The organism is Phaeodactylibacter sp., assembly GCF_040219495.1.
Taxonomy (GTDB): domain Bacteria; phylum Bacteroidota; class Bacteroidia; order Chitinophagales; family Saprospiraceae; genus Phaeodactylibacter.
In genome coordinates this window covers 1-15,730 of record NZ_JAVJSK010000051.1, presented here as the reverse complement: position 1 = coordinate 15,730, position 15,730 = coordinate 1, and the positions used below count along the sequence as shown (strand labels likewise).

Annotated in this window: 7 protein-coding genes; 2 read left to right on the top strand and 5 right to left on the bottom strand. The window is 52.9% G+C overall.

The genetic code is table 11. From position 1 onward, the window contains the following. Positions 1-151: 151 nt before the first annotated feature. The 4 genes from RIC19_RS07560 to RIC19_RS07545 all read right to left on the bottom strand — a co-directional run bounded on the left by RIC19_RS07560 (position 152) and on the right by RIC19_RS07545 (position 12,247). Positions 152-961, bottom strand: coding sequence for a redoxin domain-containing protein (locus RIC19_RS07560; protein WP_350177698.1), 810 nt, complete (start codon positions 959-961; stop codon positions 152-154). Between the two features lie 104 nt (positions 962-1,065). Then, on the bottom strand, positions 1,066-7,530 hold the full coding sequence (locus RIC19_RS07555; RefSeq protein ID WP_350177697.1) for a lectin-like domain-containing protein: 6,465 nt from the start codon (positions 7,528-7,530) through the stop codon (positions 1,066-1,068). Positions 7,531-7,774: 244 nt separating this feature from the next. After that, positions 7,775-11,362, bottom strand: coding sequence for an ABC transporter permease/M1 family aminopeptidase (locus tag RIC19_RS07550; RefSeq protein WP_350177696.1), 3,588 nt, complete (start codon positions 11,360-11,362; stop codon positions 7,775-7,777). Between the two features lie 12 nt (positions 11,363-11,374). Then, complete coding sequence (locus RIC19_RS07545) at positions 11,375-12,247, bottom strand: ABC transporter ATP-binding protein (RefSeq protein WP_350177695.1); 873 nt, start codon at positions 12,245-12,247, stop codon at positions 11,375-11,377. Between the two features lie 189 nt (positions 12,248-12,436). On the opposite strand from RIC19_RS07545, the gene RIC19_RS07540 reads away from it, so the two are divergent. Both RIC19_RS07540 and RIC19_RS07535 read left to right on the top strand, forming a co-directional pair. Next, the gene (locus RIC19_RS07540; RefSeq protein WP_350177694.1) at positions 12,437-12,682 is read left to right on the top strand and encodes a DUF6364 family protein; all 246 of its coding nucleotides are present in this window, start codon (positions 12,437-12,439) and stop codon (positions 12,680-12,682) included. Then, positions 12,679-13,089, top strand: a complete 411-nt coding sequence (locus RIC19_RS07535) for a type II toxin-antitoxin system VapC family toxin (protein WP_350177693.1) — start codon at positions 12,679-12,681, stop codon at positions 13,087-13,089. Before RIC19_RS07540 ends, RIC19_RS07535 begins: the two co-directional genes overlap by 4 nt. Positions 13,090-13,481: 392 nt before the next feature. Here RIC19_RS07535 and RIC19_RS07530 read toward each other — a convergent pair whose 3' ends face one another. Continuing rightward, a complete protein-coding gene (locus RIC19_RS07530) occupies positions 13,482-15,152 on the bottom strand; it encodes a DUF885 domain-containing protein (RefSeq protein ID WP_350177692.1) in 1,671 nt (556 codons plus the stop codon). Positions 15,153-15,730: the final 578 nt, after the last annotated feature.

Sequence of the window (15,730 nt, the reverse complement as noted above, 5' to 3'; positions counted from 1 at the left end):
CGCTGGCCATTGGGCAGGCGCAATGAAATAATTATCCCTTTCGATGAGGCTCTAAAAGTACAAAAGTAATTGAAAAGAATGGGTAGAGCGCCCTCTTTAGTGATAAAGTAAGAGCTTCAAACATGCTCTAAGGCGCTTCCCATTGATGCGTTTATTGCTTTTGCACATTCAGCGTAGCAGCCGGTACACCATCGGCCAAAATGTGCACAAAGTAGTGCCCGTTGGTCAGTTGTGTGGCTGGAATACGGGCTGTATGTTCACCGGTTGCCCATTGCCCGGCATCGTGCTGAAGAACGATCTGCCCAAGTGTATTGAGGACTTCAATCCGAATGCGGGCGGGCGTTTCAATCGTCCCGGTAACACTCAGCGTTTCCGTGAAGGGGTTGGGCTGAGCAGCCGCTGTGAAACCGGTAAGCAGTTCCACATCTGAGGCGCTGACCGGGGCGCACTCCTGCTGTGCCGGTCCGTAGGATTCTACCAAAGCAGTAGCTCCGTCAGCTTCAAATGGCCAGATATCCTGCTGAACGATGGTGCGGTCAGGCGCTACAAGTATGGTTGTAGGAAATGCGATCGGAGCGAATTGGTCAACGACAGCACTGGCGCCTCCGTCCAGCCCACTGACCACCGGGAAACCGCCGGCAGCGCCGCAGTCATTCTCAAACGCCTCAGTCTGCGCCAGAGTACCATCTGCTTCAAGGCCAATTACAATTAGGTCACCGGAATTACAGCCAAAGTTCTCATACACTTGCTTTACTGCCGGGGCGGTGGCGCAGCAGGGGCCGCACCAATAAGCATAGAGCTTGATCATCACGTATTTGCCATCATCGAGCATATCGTAAAGGTGGTGCTCCTCTCCGTGTATATCGGTGAGGGTGAAATCGGGGGCTTCTGTGATGCTTACCTGGGCAACAGCTAGTTGGAGGCTAAGGCTGAGCGCACACAAAGTTAAAAGTCGCTTCATAAGACTGAGGTTTATAGATTGAATAATAGGTCTAAATGTAGTCGCTATGTGGTCATTCTCACAACCTGTATCTGCAAAAATAGCAGACAGCAGACCAATTTGCTTTACCGGGCCAAGGTCACATCGCCTTTCAATAACTCCGTGCTGCCGTCAAACAGCTCCACTTCCACTACATAGGCAAAGACTCCGGGATTAAGGGTCTGATTGCGGAAAAAGCCATCCCAGCCTTCCATTGGAGCATTGGGCTGGAAATTCTGATTTTCAAATACTTGTTCGCCCCAGCGGTTGTAAATCTGCATAGAACGCACATTAGTAATGATGCCCTGCCGCGCATATACCGTAAACCAATCGTTGTTGCCGTCCCCGTTGGGCGAAAACGCGGTAGGGACATAAACCGGGAGATCTTTATTGACCGTTATGCGGATGCGGGCCTGGTCCCGGCAGCCATTCGCATTGGTTGCTGATACCTGGTAGACGGTAGAAATGCGCGGACTGGCCGTTGGGCTCAGGCAGTCGTAGCAATCCAGTCCGGGGTTGGGCGACCAGGTGATGTTCAGCAGCTCTTCCAATGGATAATTCGACTGTAGCTGAATGGTGTGGCTGCCACCATAATCAATCTCTGCCTGTGCCGGTGCCATTAGCAGCACCAGTGAATCTGGTTGTACGATGGAGGTGCTCAGTACGGCTTCGCACCCATTGACGTCTTGTACAATCAGGCTGTAGTTGCCAGGGGTCTGTACCTGGAAATCGGGGCTGCCGGTATAGGTTGCACCTCCGTCTATGGAGTAGACATAAGGGGGCAGGCCTCCGCTTGTGTTTTCGAAGCTGATCCTTCCGGAGTCCCCAAAACAGAGCGGCTGCAGCGTTGTGGCGGAAGCTTCCGGTAAATCCTGGCTGACCTGTACGTTGTCGGTTGCGGTGCACCCGTTGCCCAGATTGGTGACGAGCAGGGTATAGGTCCCGGGGGCATCAATAGCGGGAGTGAGGGTCGTTGCACCGTTGAGGAGCATACCATCGGCACTGCTCCAGCTATAGCTGAATTCAGGCCCACTGGAGGAATTGCTGCCATCGAGCGTCCGTAATTCCGGAAAGCAGGGGATGACGAAGTTGGTGCCGGCAGCCGCTACCGGCGGGGCGATGTCTTGGAGTATTTCCGTACTTGCCGACCTGGAGCAGCCATTATTGTTATTGGTAATGATCAGGCTGTAGGCTCCTGGCTGCCCAACGACTGGGTTTAGCCCGTCCGCCCCGGATAAAATCCCGCCTGCCGGTCCGTTCCACAGCAGGTCATACCCGCTACCGGCGTTGCTTACGGTACCGGTTAGGAGGACGCTGTTTTGATTGCAGTTGAGTACTGCCGGGGGCGCGAGAGTAACTGTTGGCGCGAGGGTATCAATGGGGACCTCCACGGTAGCGGTAGCAGTACAGAAGTTCTGCAGGTTGGTGACTTGCAGGCTGTATTGCCCGGCCGCTCCTGCTTCCGGTTGAAGCCCGTCGGCACCGCTGAGGAGGAGCCCGTTATTTGTGGTCCAGGAGTAAGCAAAGGTATTGCCGGTGCTACTGCCGGTAGCGTTCAGCAAAAGGCTGCTGATATTGCAATTGAGCGTATCTGCTGCTGCGATTTGGGCGAATGGGGGTAGGGTGTCCTGAGCCACGGTGACGCTTTGGCTGGCCGAACAACCATTATTGGTGTTCAGGATAGCCAGGCTGTAGGTGCCCGGGGCAGTAGCTATTGTATTAGGCTGATCGGGCGCCCCCTGCAGTTGGCCATCCGTGGTGGCCCAGCTCAGGCTAAAGTTGGCACCGGTATCGGAGCCATTTCCATTCAGCGTTACGTTACTGACGGTGCAGTTGAGCGTGTCGGGCAGTGCTATGGCGACAGCAGGTGCCAGCGTATCTACAGACACATTGTAGTTGCGGGTAGCTGTACAGGCATTTTCCGGATTGGTCACCACCACGCTGTAGTTCCCTGCCGCAATCGCCTGAACGGCACTACTATCTGGTGGGCTGTTCAGTTGGGCACCGTTAGTAACGGACCAGTCGTAAGCCCAGTTGGCATTGTTCCCGTTGGCTGCGTTGAGCCATGCCGCCGGCTGTGCACAGGTCAGGGTAGCGGGCATCAGGGCAGCGAGAGTTGGTGAAAGGGTATCCTGTGCCACGATCAGGCTGTCTGTCGTGTGGCAGCCATTGCTTTGGTTGGTCACTGTAAAATAGTACAACCCAGGCACTTCGGTGGCCGCATTCAGGCTATCGTTTCCGGAAAGCACTTGTCCGGTATTCGTAAACCACTGGTAAACAGGGTCTGCCGTTGTGTTTACCATGCTGCTTAGCGTAACGGCAGGCGTTGCGCAGTCGAGCGTATCTGCGGGCATCAGGCTGACCGTAGGACGGACAGTATCCTGACTGACCAATACGCTCGCGCTGTTGCGGCAAAAGTTTTCGGTATTGATGATCTCAAGGGTGTACTGCCCGGGTACGTCGATACTCGTCATCAGGTCATTGCTAATGCTGTTGCCATCAGGTGCCTGCCAGTTGATGCTCCAGCCCGGAGCCTGGTCAGAGGCGGAGCCATTGAGCACTACCGAGGTTTGGGCGCAGGTTAGCACAGAGGCTGGTGCGATACTCACCTGGGGGATCTCTATATCCTGCAGCACGGTGAGTGCATCGGTACTGCTACATCCATTAGCCGGATTGAGCAGTACTGCCTGATAGGTGCCAGGCTGATTGATGTCAGGTGCGGATGTATTGGCCTGACTTACGAGATTACCTTCCGTGGTGGTCCAGGACCATGCGGCATCTGCTAAAGTGGTTTGCCCGTCAAGGGCCACGAGGGTGTCCCGGCAGTTGAGCACAGGTGCAGAGCCGAAGCTGATGTCGGGGGAGAGGGTGTCAATCGCCACTGCAATATTGGCATTCACGCTACAGTCATTATTGATATCGGTCACCACCAAATCATAGACCCCGGCGGCATTAACCACCGGCTGCAGGCTGCCCTGTCCGGAAAGTATACTCCCATCGGCAGTAGACCACTGCAGGCTGAGGTTGTTGTTGGAGCTTGATACCAGCGCACTGAGCGTGATGAGGGGCTGTGTGCAGGTTAAGGTGTCGGCGGGTTCAATGGTTGCAAAAGGCAGGTCAGTATCCTGAAAGACCTCTACGGTATCAGCTGCTATACAGCCGTTGTCGAGGTTTTCAACTTCGAGGGTATACGGGCCGGCTGCGGCGACTTCAGCTACCGGCGTTGTGGAAATGAAAGTTACGGCACTATTGAGCGCCGTCCAACGGTACAGGAAGTTACCATTTGTACTGGAGCCGTTGCCATTTAAGGTGATCAGGCTGTCCACGCAGTTGAGGGTGTCTGGCAGGGCCAGAACAGCCACCGGAGTGGAAAAGTCTTCGGTGAGGGTGACCGTATCCGTACGCTGGCAACCGTTGAGGGTATCCGTAACCGTCAGTTGGTAGATGCCGGCGGTATCTGCTACCGGCATAAAGGCCGAAGCATCACCGGCGAGCGTACTTGTACCCGACCAGGCGTAGGTAAACCGGCTTCCGGCAGAAGTGGCGCTGCTGCCCAACTGCAGGGTAGGCTGATTGCAGTTCAGGATGGCGTCCGGGCCTGCATTGGCCACTGGCGCGACAGTGTCTACGGCTACAAAGGCGCTGGCTGTGCTGGTACACCCATTTTGGTTGTTAGCAACCTGCAGGGTATAGGTACCACGGGCATTCACCTGAGGGCCAAGCGAGGTGGTGCCGTTCAGGATGGTGCCATCCGGACTGGCCCAATTGTAACTAAATGGGGCACCTGTGGATGTCCCCTGCCCGGATAAGGTGACTGTTGGGGCGCTACAGGTCAGAGTAGGGGGCTGGAGAATATTGACCAATGGTGCAGCAGTATCCTGAGCTACGGTAATCGCTGTTGAGGCTGTACATTGGTTTTGCGTGTTCAGAATTTCGAGGGTATAAGTGCCCGGCTGATTGACAACCGGCATCAGGGTTTCAGAACCGGTGGTGATCTGGCCATCACTGGTGCTCCACTGTAGCTCGAATTGGCTGCCGGAGCTGCTGCCTGAACCATCGAGGACGAGGGTGGTACGGGCACAGGTCAGGGTATCTGCTGCTGTGATTGAGGTTACGGGCCGCAGAGTGTCTTGGAATACCGTCACCGAAGCAATGGCCGAACAATCATTGAGGGTGTCTAAAACTTCCAGGGTATAGGTACCAGGCGCAGCTATGGTCGCTGTCAGCTCATTGGGGTTGGTGATGGGGTGGCCCTCGGCGCTGCTCCATTCAACGGTAAAGCCATTCCCTCCGGCGGTGGCTCCGCTCCCGGTCAACGCCAGGCTCGGTGTTGCACAGTCCAGCGTATCCGGTACCGCGATGCTTACGGTAGGGACGTTGGCATCATTTATAATCAGCACTGTATCCCTACCCGTGCACTGTGTCGCTGTATCGAGCAGGGTGAGCACATAAATGCCTGCCCCGTTCGCTGTTGGCGTCAGCGTTTGAGCATCGCTCAGTGTGCCTCCGGCGAGAGCAGACCAACCAGCGGTATATCCAGGGAGGAGGTTGCTGCCGGTCCCGTCCAGAGAGACGGAAGTGACCCCGCAGTCGAGGCTTTGATCGGGGCCGGCATCAGCATCCGGGCTACTGATTTGCTGAATGACCACCACAGAGTCGGTTGTGGTACAGTTGGTCACCGTATCCGTAATCGCCAGGGCGTAAGTGCCCGGTGCACCAGTGGTTGCGACAAGGGAGTCCTGCCCGCTAAGTAAGGTGCCATCTGCTGTAGTCCAAGAGTAGGTGTAGTCAGGAGATTGTTCAGAGGCGCTGCCATCGAGTAAGACAGAATTGATGGCGCAATTGAGCGTATCGGAGACGGCGAGCGCTACCGAAGGGCCCGGTGGGCTTTCCGGCACTGTCACATCAGCGATGCTAAAGCAGCCGGTTGTTTCATTAGAAACAAAGAGGAAATACTCCCCTGCAGCATCCACCGTGGGGGTCAGGGTATTGGCACCGGATACGATATTCCCGTTATTGGTTTGCCAGCTGTACTCGATATTGGGGCCGGTGGCTGAACCCGCTCCCGTGAGCATAATCTGGCTTGTGTTGCAGTCCAGTGCTCCGAGTGCCGATGCTGCGGACAATGGCGGATCGGTCTCGTCCCCTACTTCTACCGTGACCATTGACATACAGTTGGTGTTGGTATTGACAACGGTTAGGGTATACAAGCCGGCCGCGCCAACCACCGGCGTAAGGGTTTGGGCTCCGCTTATGATGATGCCATCTGAAGTGACCCATTCATAAGAAAACTGCGGGCCGGTATAGGGGCCGAGGCCATTTAGTGCGACCACAGGGTTATTGCAGGTAATGTCCCCACCGGTAGCCGTAGCGATGGGGATGTTGATGTTGGGCTGCAGGGTAACGCTGGCTTCTTCGGTACAAATAATCTGGCCGTCATTGTAGGTTACAGTTAGCGTATAAGTGCCCGGTGCGCCGGCCTGAACTGTGGGAAGATTTGGAGAGGACAACAGCTGCCCGTTTTGTGTAGACCATTGGTAAGTGATAAATCCGCCGGAAGTGGAGGCGTTCGCATTGAGGGTGACCTCCCCACCGGCACAGGGTGCGAAGGGAGGGGCATTGATGTTAACCTGCAAAGGGTCAAGGTTGACGACAACCTCGTCGGTTTCCTGGCAGCCCCCATTGGGATCAGTCAGGGTGAGGATGTAGGTCCCGGCTCCCATCACAGTTGGGGTGAGGGTGTTGCCACCGGAAATGATGGTGCCGCCATTGGGAGAGGACCAGGCGTAGGTGTAGTTGCCCACTGCGGTACCGGTGCCGTCAAGCGTCAATTGAGCGGAAGCACAAGGTATATTAATGTCGATGCCTGCATCAGTAGTAACTGGCGGCGGCAATATAGGGCAAACCGATTGGTTGTTGAATGCGGAGCCCGTGGAAGCGGTATACCCCCAATAGGCGAGGTTGCTGCCTCCAAAGCATTGATTCACGATATCAAAGGACCCGCTCAGGATTACCCCTCCGTCAAAGCTTACAGTGTACTGATTGCCATTGGGGTTCCAGGTGAATGTAATGGTGTGGTTCTGCCCATCTTCAATATTGGGTAGTGCCACCGGGCCATTTACCTGATTGTTAAGGTCGCCGTTGATCGCAATAGCCGAGTGGTCAGCTGCGATATCAGACTGCAGTGCCCCATTGTCCCAGGTATCAAATTCGACAATAAAGGAGTTGGCAATGCCCTGTGCACCCATGCCACCACCGGAAATGCCACAGATTGTCGGCCCGCCGGTTTGGTAAATCAGGCAAATACCATCGGCCCCGCTACCATCCACGGTGCCGAAATTGGCTGACATATTATGGGTGAACGGCTGACTGAAGTCTACGGGCGTATTGAGCCAGGCACACCCCTGCTGACTTATGCTGCTGGAAGTGAGCTGTATGCAATCGCCTTGCTGTACGGCGGTACCGGATAGTAAAAACTCCCCATTGCAGGGGATCTGGCTATACAGTGCCAGGGACAGCATTAAAAAAGTAAGCAGTAAGGGTGTTCTCATCAGTATTTGCTATTTCTTGAAAAGGCATTACGGTATCACCGTAGTACAGTCTCAGCTGTAAGCAGGAAGGCAGTCAGGTATCCTTGATTAGGGAGAATGAATGGATTAAAACCGGGTCATGCAAAAGTAAGAAAAAGCTGTGATAAAGTAAAAGGCCCCTTAAAGGGGGGAGCCCGGTAATTGCAAGAGCGGCTAACCCTGCCCGGGCGCCGCTCCTGATTAATTTTGCAGAGAAAGGATTGTACTATTCGAGCTTCACCCGCTGCACATTATCATCCGGCATACGGTCGATGAGGTAATAGTTGGGGTCGAAGCCGGCTTCGTAAGGTAGTTCGTCCACTACAATTTTAACCGGTGTTTCCTTGTCCTGTATTAGCAGGCGCTCCTGATGCAGCACCCTGCCACGCTCTTCGTCCTCTTCGGGTTCCGCAAACACGGCCACGTCTATGTAGTCGCGGATCGGGATTTCCGTTTCTGTGCCCAGGGAATCTGCCCGGAATTTGGTGGCGTAGGCTGTGAAGTTGACCTCGTACTTTCCGTTATCCAGCTTCCGGTAGGCAGGTTCCTGCACCCGGTTGTCAAACAAGGTGATGGTCTCAAACATATCGGTGATCAGGTATTGCAGGGAGTCTGGTGTTTGCGCCCTGAAGGCATCCACCAAGTGGTGCGCATTCGGATAAGGGGGCTGTTGATAGGCAAAGGAGTCGATAACGCTGCGCAGCGCTGCATTCACCCGGTCTTCCCCAATCATCTCCTTGAGGTAGTACATCACCGCACTGCCTTTCCGGTAGTGGATGTAGCCCTGATTGGCGTAGACTTCGAGGAGGGGCTTTTCCCGTTCCGTTTCCCGGCCACGCCCCCGCAGGTAACTGTCCACTTCGTACTTTAGGAATTTGTGGATGCGCTCCTGCCCGTAGGTTTCCTCCATCACCATCAGGGCGGAGTACTGCGCGAGGGTTTCAGAAAGCAAGGTGGCGCCCTGCATGCCCGAACCGATGACCTGATGCGCCCACCATTGATGGGCCATCTCGTGCGCCACGACGTAATAGACCATATCCACATCTTTTTGGTCTTCTTCGATTTCTGCGATGAAGCCAATGCCCTCAGAGTAAGGCATGGTGCCAGGGAAGGCTTGTGCAAAACTGGCATAGCGTGGGAACTCAATGATTCGTGCCTGCTTGTGGCGATAGGGCGAGAAGTTTTCGGAATAGTACGCCAGAGAGTTGCGGATACTGCCGGCCATATTTTCCACATTGTACTCGTGCCCTTCCTGATAGTAGACTTCCACATCCACGTCCTGCCACTTTTCCCGTTCCACTTCATAGTCCGCAGAGATGAAGGAATAGAAGTTCATAGACGGGTGGTCAAGCTTATATTGGAAGTAAGCCCGGTCGCCTTCTTCCCACTTGCGGATCAGCGAGCCCGGTGCAACTGCCGTCTGCCCTTTGGTTGTGCTAATGGTCGTTTCCGCGGTTACCCAGTCGGCGTGAAGCCCCAGGTAGTGATGGCGGCAGACGTAAGCATCGGTGCACTCGCGCTGCAGAGGCGGCATAGCTTCCTGCTCCGGCAGATCGTACTTTTTGCGGTACCGCTTTTCCGAAATTTCCCGGCTCTTTTGATAGCCAAAGCTGGGGGTGATGTCGGTATTGTTAAAAAACGAACCATTGGGCACGATAGAGGTGTTCCTGACCTCGTTCTCAAAGCCCTGATGGTCCATTCGGCCGGTGTAGCGCATCTCAATGGTGTCGCCGGGCTGCAGGGCAGGCTCAAAGGCATAGAACTGCATTTGGAAGTCGGCTTCCTCCCGCACGAGTTGGGCGCCCTCGATGGTGATGTCCGTTTCGAATTCTTTAATCAGGTTGACTATTAGGGTATCGATGAGCTGTCCGGAGTTGTTGGTCAGCAGCAGCTGTGTGCGCACTTCCAGGTCTCTTTCTTCCGGGTAGAGGTCAATCTCGTACTTCGCATCCACGATATGCGGCTGCGGCTGTTTTTCCAGGTAGGAAAAGGTCTTTTCGTAGTCGGCGCTGAGTTTCCGTGATGCCTTTGGCGTGTCATAATCGTTCAGCATTTGGGTATTGTAGAAAACAAAGCCCGCAGTGAGGGCCCAAAGCCCGAGTAAGCCAATCATCGGCCACCGGCTTTGACGGAAGCCCGCAGCAGCAGCCTGCCAGCGATTTTTCCAAACGGTATCCTTACCGCGCACCCAGAAGAAGACCGTCCCGCCAATCAGCAGTACGCTGAACAGGAACCAGTATGTATTGAACCAGGTCAGCCCGGCAACGAAGGGCCCAAAACCATTCATATCGGAGTACGTGTAGCTGGGGGTAGCGCCAAAACTGAGCATATTGCTGAATACGTCCAGCGGCAGCCAGATGAAGGCATTCACAATCAGGAAAGCCACTACGGCAAAGTACGCCAGGTACTTATTGTTGATCAGCGTATGGAAAAGCATGGACAGCACGGCTACAGAAAAGAAGCCCAGCAGGTCCAGCACCATCAGCTCTTTGAAGTATACCCCCAATTCGTAGTTGGTATAGCCCTTGATGGTCTGTGCGACTACTCCGGTCAGGATAGAAATCAGCTGCAGGGCCGCAATAATGCCCGTAATGGCCAGTATTTTGGAAATCACCGGCACCCAGTTCGGATAAGGCAGGCTGCCGTAGATCTCGTCCGCCTTGGCATCCCGCTCCTTCCAGATCAGTGCGCCGGAATAGAAAATCAGGATGGCAATAACCGACAAATACATAGAGCCCCGGATATTGTCGATGATTCGGTAGGTAACCGGGTAGAGGTCCAGCCCGTACCCGCCATTGACGGAGGCGATGCCCGGTGCCATATTCAGAATGCCAAACAACAGGATCACCAGAAAAGGCGCTCCTTTGATCACACCTGTAAAGTCGAGGCGCGTCTGGCTCAGCATCTGACGGAAGTACACCCCAAAGCCCTGCTGTAAGGCCACTTTTGGAAGCGCTACCGATGTGGTGGAGACTGCTTCCTCCGCAGTATCCGCCTGCTTTTTCTTTTTCTTATTGCGCAGCGTAAAGGAGAAACGGGTGTAAGTCAGGAACCAGATTAGTGCGCCCGCGCCCAGCCATATAGCCCGGTTGAGCAGCATCATAGGGTGAGCGCCCAGCGCCATGGCGTTCTTTTCGGCGACCGTCCAGTATTTCGTTATGATTTGGAAGGTGCTTAAGCCGAAGGGGTCGACCAACATGGCAATGTATTCATTGTCTAAGTCTGAGGTTTGAGAAACAGCGATACCATACCCCACCAGCACACCCAGCGCTCCGATAAAGGAACCGATAGTGCTCCGGGTCAGCGTGGCAATACCAAAGATAATCGCCCCGATGAGCAGGGTGTTTGGGATACCGAAAAGCAGCATGCCCCAGAGGTCGCCGCTCAGATTTAGCGGGCCGAGCTGTTCGGGGGCTACCCAGGGGGCAAAGCTGCCCAGGATACCAGCCAGGGTCACGCCTAACAAGGGGATTAGCGCAATGATACAAGCGCCAAGGTAGCGCCCCATGAGATAAGGAAACTTCCGCAAAGGCGTGGAAAAGATGATCTGATGCGTATTGTTGTTGAAGTCCCGCAGTGCCGCGCCCTGCATAAAGGCGGTAGACATGAGCAGCATGATGATCGACATGTTGCCATACATACTCTGCAGCACAAAAGGTGCATTCTTATACACACTGCCGTAGGACTGACCGATGGTGACGTTGTCGCTCGTGACCGCGAAGAAGACGAGCAGGGTATTCAGCAGCAAAAACACCCAAACCATTGGCCGCTTCAGCCAGTAGCGAAGCTCAAATTGTAGCATATTGGTAAGCATAGGGTTGGGGTTTTAGTTGACACCAAAGATTTTTCCGAAAAAGACGTCTTCCAGGCTGGGGTCAGCCGCCTCGAAGCCATCGCCCGGTGCCGCCTCGCTGTACACGTGGATGAGGGGCTGCCCGGCCACGAGCTTGGAGGAGATGACCTGATGCTCTGCTTTGTAGCGGTCCAGTTCGGCTTTGGCGACCGACTTTTCCCAAACCTTGCCACTCATTTCCGAAAGGGCAGCATCGGGCGCACCGGTGAATAGGAGGTGGCCCTCGTTGATGATCGCCATATTGGTGCACAGTTCCTTGACGTCCTGCACGATGTGGGTGGAGAGGATGACGATGACGTTCTCACCGATCTCCGAGAGCAGGTTGTAGAACCGGTTGCGCTCTCCGGGGTCCAGTCCGGCGGTAGGCTCATCCACGATGATCAGCTGGGGGCTGCCAATGAGGCATTGCGCAATGCCAAAGCGCTGCCGCATACCGCCGGAGTAGCTGCTTACGGCCTTTTTGCGGTGTTCGTACAAATTGACCCGGTGGAGGAGGGCTTCGACCAGTTCCTTGCGCTCGCTTTTGTTTTGCACGCCTTTTAGCATGGCGATGTGGTCGAGCATGGCTGTAGCCGATACTTTGGGGTAGACCCCGAATTCCTGCGGTAGGTAGCCCAGGATTTGGCGGGTCGCCTGTTTGTCTTTGAGAATATCTAAATCGCCCAGGCGCACACTACCCTCATCTGCATCCTGCAGGGTGGCGATGATGCGCATTAGAGTCGATTTGCCGGCACCATTGGGGCCCAAGAGCCCAAACATGCCTTTAGGGATAGAAAAACTTACGCCTTTCAGGGCTTGAGTGCCGTTGGGGTAGGTTTTGCTCAGGTGTTCTATGGTTAGTTCCATTGCACGGGTTTTGTTCTGAGTGCAATGATAGCAACCATATATCATTTGGGCGCAGTTGGTTGGACTAAGCGGGGTGAGGATTCGACGAAAAATAACTTCAACTTAAGTATCAGAGATCTATGAATTGAGGCACTAGGCTTGATTTTTACGTGTAGACGACTTATTTTTACACGTAAAACAATTAAATCAATGGACAAAAAACTGACGCTTAGTCTCGATGAAAGGGTGATTGAAAAAGCTAAGGTTTACGCCAAACAACATCAAGTTAGCCTGTCAAGGCTTATAGAGGCCTATTTAAGCGCATTAATTGACAATAAACCAAAGGATATCGAAATCACGCCATTGGTAAAGTCTTTAAGTGGAGTGGTTGAGATACCGGATGGGTTTGACCATCGCAGTGAATACGCAGATTACTTAATGGAGAAGTATAAATGAAGAAGCTATTCATTGACACGAATATTGTACTTGATCTGTTAGGGCAAAGAGCACCGTTTTATCAAGATGCCGCTAAGCTCTTTTCTTTAGCCGATCGAAAAGAAGTAAAATTGTATGTATCTTCTTTAAGTTTTGCCAATGCAAATTACATTTTATCAAAGCTGAAGTCAAAAGAAGAAGCTAGAGCAATTTTAACAAGGTTCAAGGTATTGGTTGAAGTACTTGCACTCGATGATAAGATTTTAGAATTGTCCTTAAATGATGATGCCTTCAGCGATTTTGAGGATGGATTACAATACTATACAGCGTTGGAAAACGAATCAGATATCATTATTACAAGAAATTTGAGGGATTTTAAAACTTCCGCTATTCCGGTTATGACCGCAGGGCAGTATTTGCAGAAGTAATACTTTGCTATAGTCCAAGAACTTAGTAGTTTGGACTATAAACCCCAAACAATAAGGGCTGCTACAGGCGTATGAAGAGGGGGGGGATGACTTTCAGGTAGCATTCCAATTGGCTAACCTGAAGGCTCAGAATAAACTTATTTATACGCAATACGAAGTGGTCACCTACTGGCGCTGTCGGCCAGCACGGGGAACGATAAATGTCGGGTCTTTGATCCAGACATTCATCGTCTGGAATCTTGGATTTGCGACATCGAAGCAAGCCACTTCTCAGTGTAAATGCTGGCCCTCCTGCCTTTAAGGTGGTCAAAGCCCAAAGGCGGCGAGACACGGGCAAGCATTGAGTAGGTTTGCTGTGGCAAACCACTTAATCGTCAGTATAACTCGAATTTTTAATCTGATTTCGAGCCTGCCTCCTTCGTGTTGTGATAAACTGCTGGTTCTCTTGTCAGCTCCCAATGCCCAAGCGCGATAGGTATGTTGCCCATAGCGTTTAGCCGGTCGAAGAATTCCATTGGAGAAAACTGGTGGGCTTTGGACTCCTTCAGGAGGGCAAAGTCTGCCATTGCTGCTTCGACCAGGTATTTCCCCGTAATGTAACTGGTCCCATAACCTGGTTGGCGCAGGTACAGGTGCTGCTCAAAGATCAACAACTCTTTTTCCGTCTTCATCCAGCCTCTTGGGGTGTACTCAGAATGAATCTTCCCTGCTTCCTCCATCGTCATTTCATTGGCGTGTGCATAGAGGGAACCCAGGCCCCGGGCGGCACGCTGGGCAATCAGGATGTACACGATCTCCCTTACTCTGGGGTCATCATCGTACAGTCCGGCCTGCAGGAACATTTCCTCCACAGCCGTAGCGACACCTTCACTGCGGGAATCAAAGATGTTATACAGAAGGGCATCACGTCGAATCTCATTGGGATGAGGCTCATTATCCATACGGGCGAGTTCAAACCAGTGGTAAAAGTGGGAATAAAGGGGACGTGGATCATAGTGCGCCGTAATCCAGAAGAAGTGCCGGTCTTTCTCCGGGATGTACACCCCCAAGTGTTCGCGGAGTGCAGGTTCAAAATATGCTTTGACCGTTACCATCTGATCCTGTTCTAAAAAGTGGAGTAAACTTTTCGCAGACCGCTCTGCCAGCTCGGCGTAAGCTTCGGGGCTGTTGGCAGCTGTCAGTTCCGGAAGGTCACGATTGCGATGCTCTTCCAGCTTTAGTGCGGACCAGGCCCGGGCAAGTTCCCGCTTCATGAGCATTACCTCGTCCTCCCAGGTCATGGGTACAAGATGAACATTTTGCAGATACCAGGTATAGTTGTCTTTTCCAATTCCTGAAGGGCCAGTCTTATTGCCGGCTTCAGCCTCCAGCCAACGGACGAGCTCATCTGTGGAGGCGATGGCAGCTTCTATGGATTCCATCAACTTATCGTCACCTTCCACGCCCGGTTGTTGGATTATTGCTTTCAGGTCGCTACTTTGGGTGCGGATATCCCGTATTCCGGCTATCCAGAGATCACGGGCATTACCCGTCAGGTTGAGCTGAGCTTGTTTATTGATGGGAGGGATGACTTTGAGGTCCCTAATAAGCCTGGCTCTTTCTGAAGTGCTCAGCGGAAACGCGTATGTCCATATCTCAGTCGTGTGATGATGCGTTGGCCCTTCGTGGGCAGGCACATCAGACCTGTAGGTCCAGAGTGATTTATAAAATGCAGGGTCCCTTGCCCAGGGGCGGAGGATGCGTTCATTGAAATCATAGCCATTCATTTCTGCCCAAACCAGCGCCCAGTCCACCCGCTGTGGAACCGTCCACCCACTTGTATCCATAGCTAAAAGCGCTTCCTGCAACTGCTCAAAAGCAGGCCGGCGGGCTTTGAATGTCTGAGCGGTATAATCAGGTGCTCCCTGGCGTAAGGGAGGCGTTTCAAAAGTCCGCCATTTTTTAAAAAGACCAACAAGAGCAGCATAATCATTACTTCCCTCCTGGGCCTGGGCTTGAAATTGCAGGCTGCTCAACAAAAAAAATGTACAGGTAAGGGTTGAAAGTAAACGGGCAGGCTTCATGTATTTTTAGGGAAAGATACGATTTAATGGCCCACTGGGAGAAAGTCGTGTAATACATCCAGGTTTTTTTCTTTAGAAAACCATGTGGCCTAATAGAAAGCCATGAGTTTTTAGGAAGTGTTAAGGTTTTTGAATAAAATTAAGGGTTATGGAAATTATTGTTCTTTCGTCCAGGCACTGCCTCCTATGCTTTATGGTAGAGATCCTGCTGTTATTGTTAATTCATTCTTGTCAGAACGTTGATTCCTACGATGCTAAACTCACCCCACCCAATTATTGCCAAATGTTAAGTAACGATCAGACCTAGGCTGTTCAGTTTGATGCAAAATCAGCCCTACGTATTTTGCCAAGCAAAAGTATGCCCACACTTCCGTAGCTTTAGAGTTCGACCAAAAAAAGACATTAATGTGGGCCCGACTCAAAGCTACGATAAAACTTTCAAGGTCTCAAGCAAAAGAGCAGACCATCGGGCGCCGTCGCCTGAAAGGCCAAATCAAAGACCGGGATGCAAAAATAGCCCGTCAGGACGCTGAGATTGCCCGCCTGCGCAAGATTGCAGAGCCGGAAAAAGTCTTTAA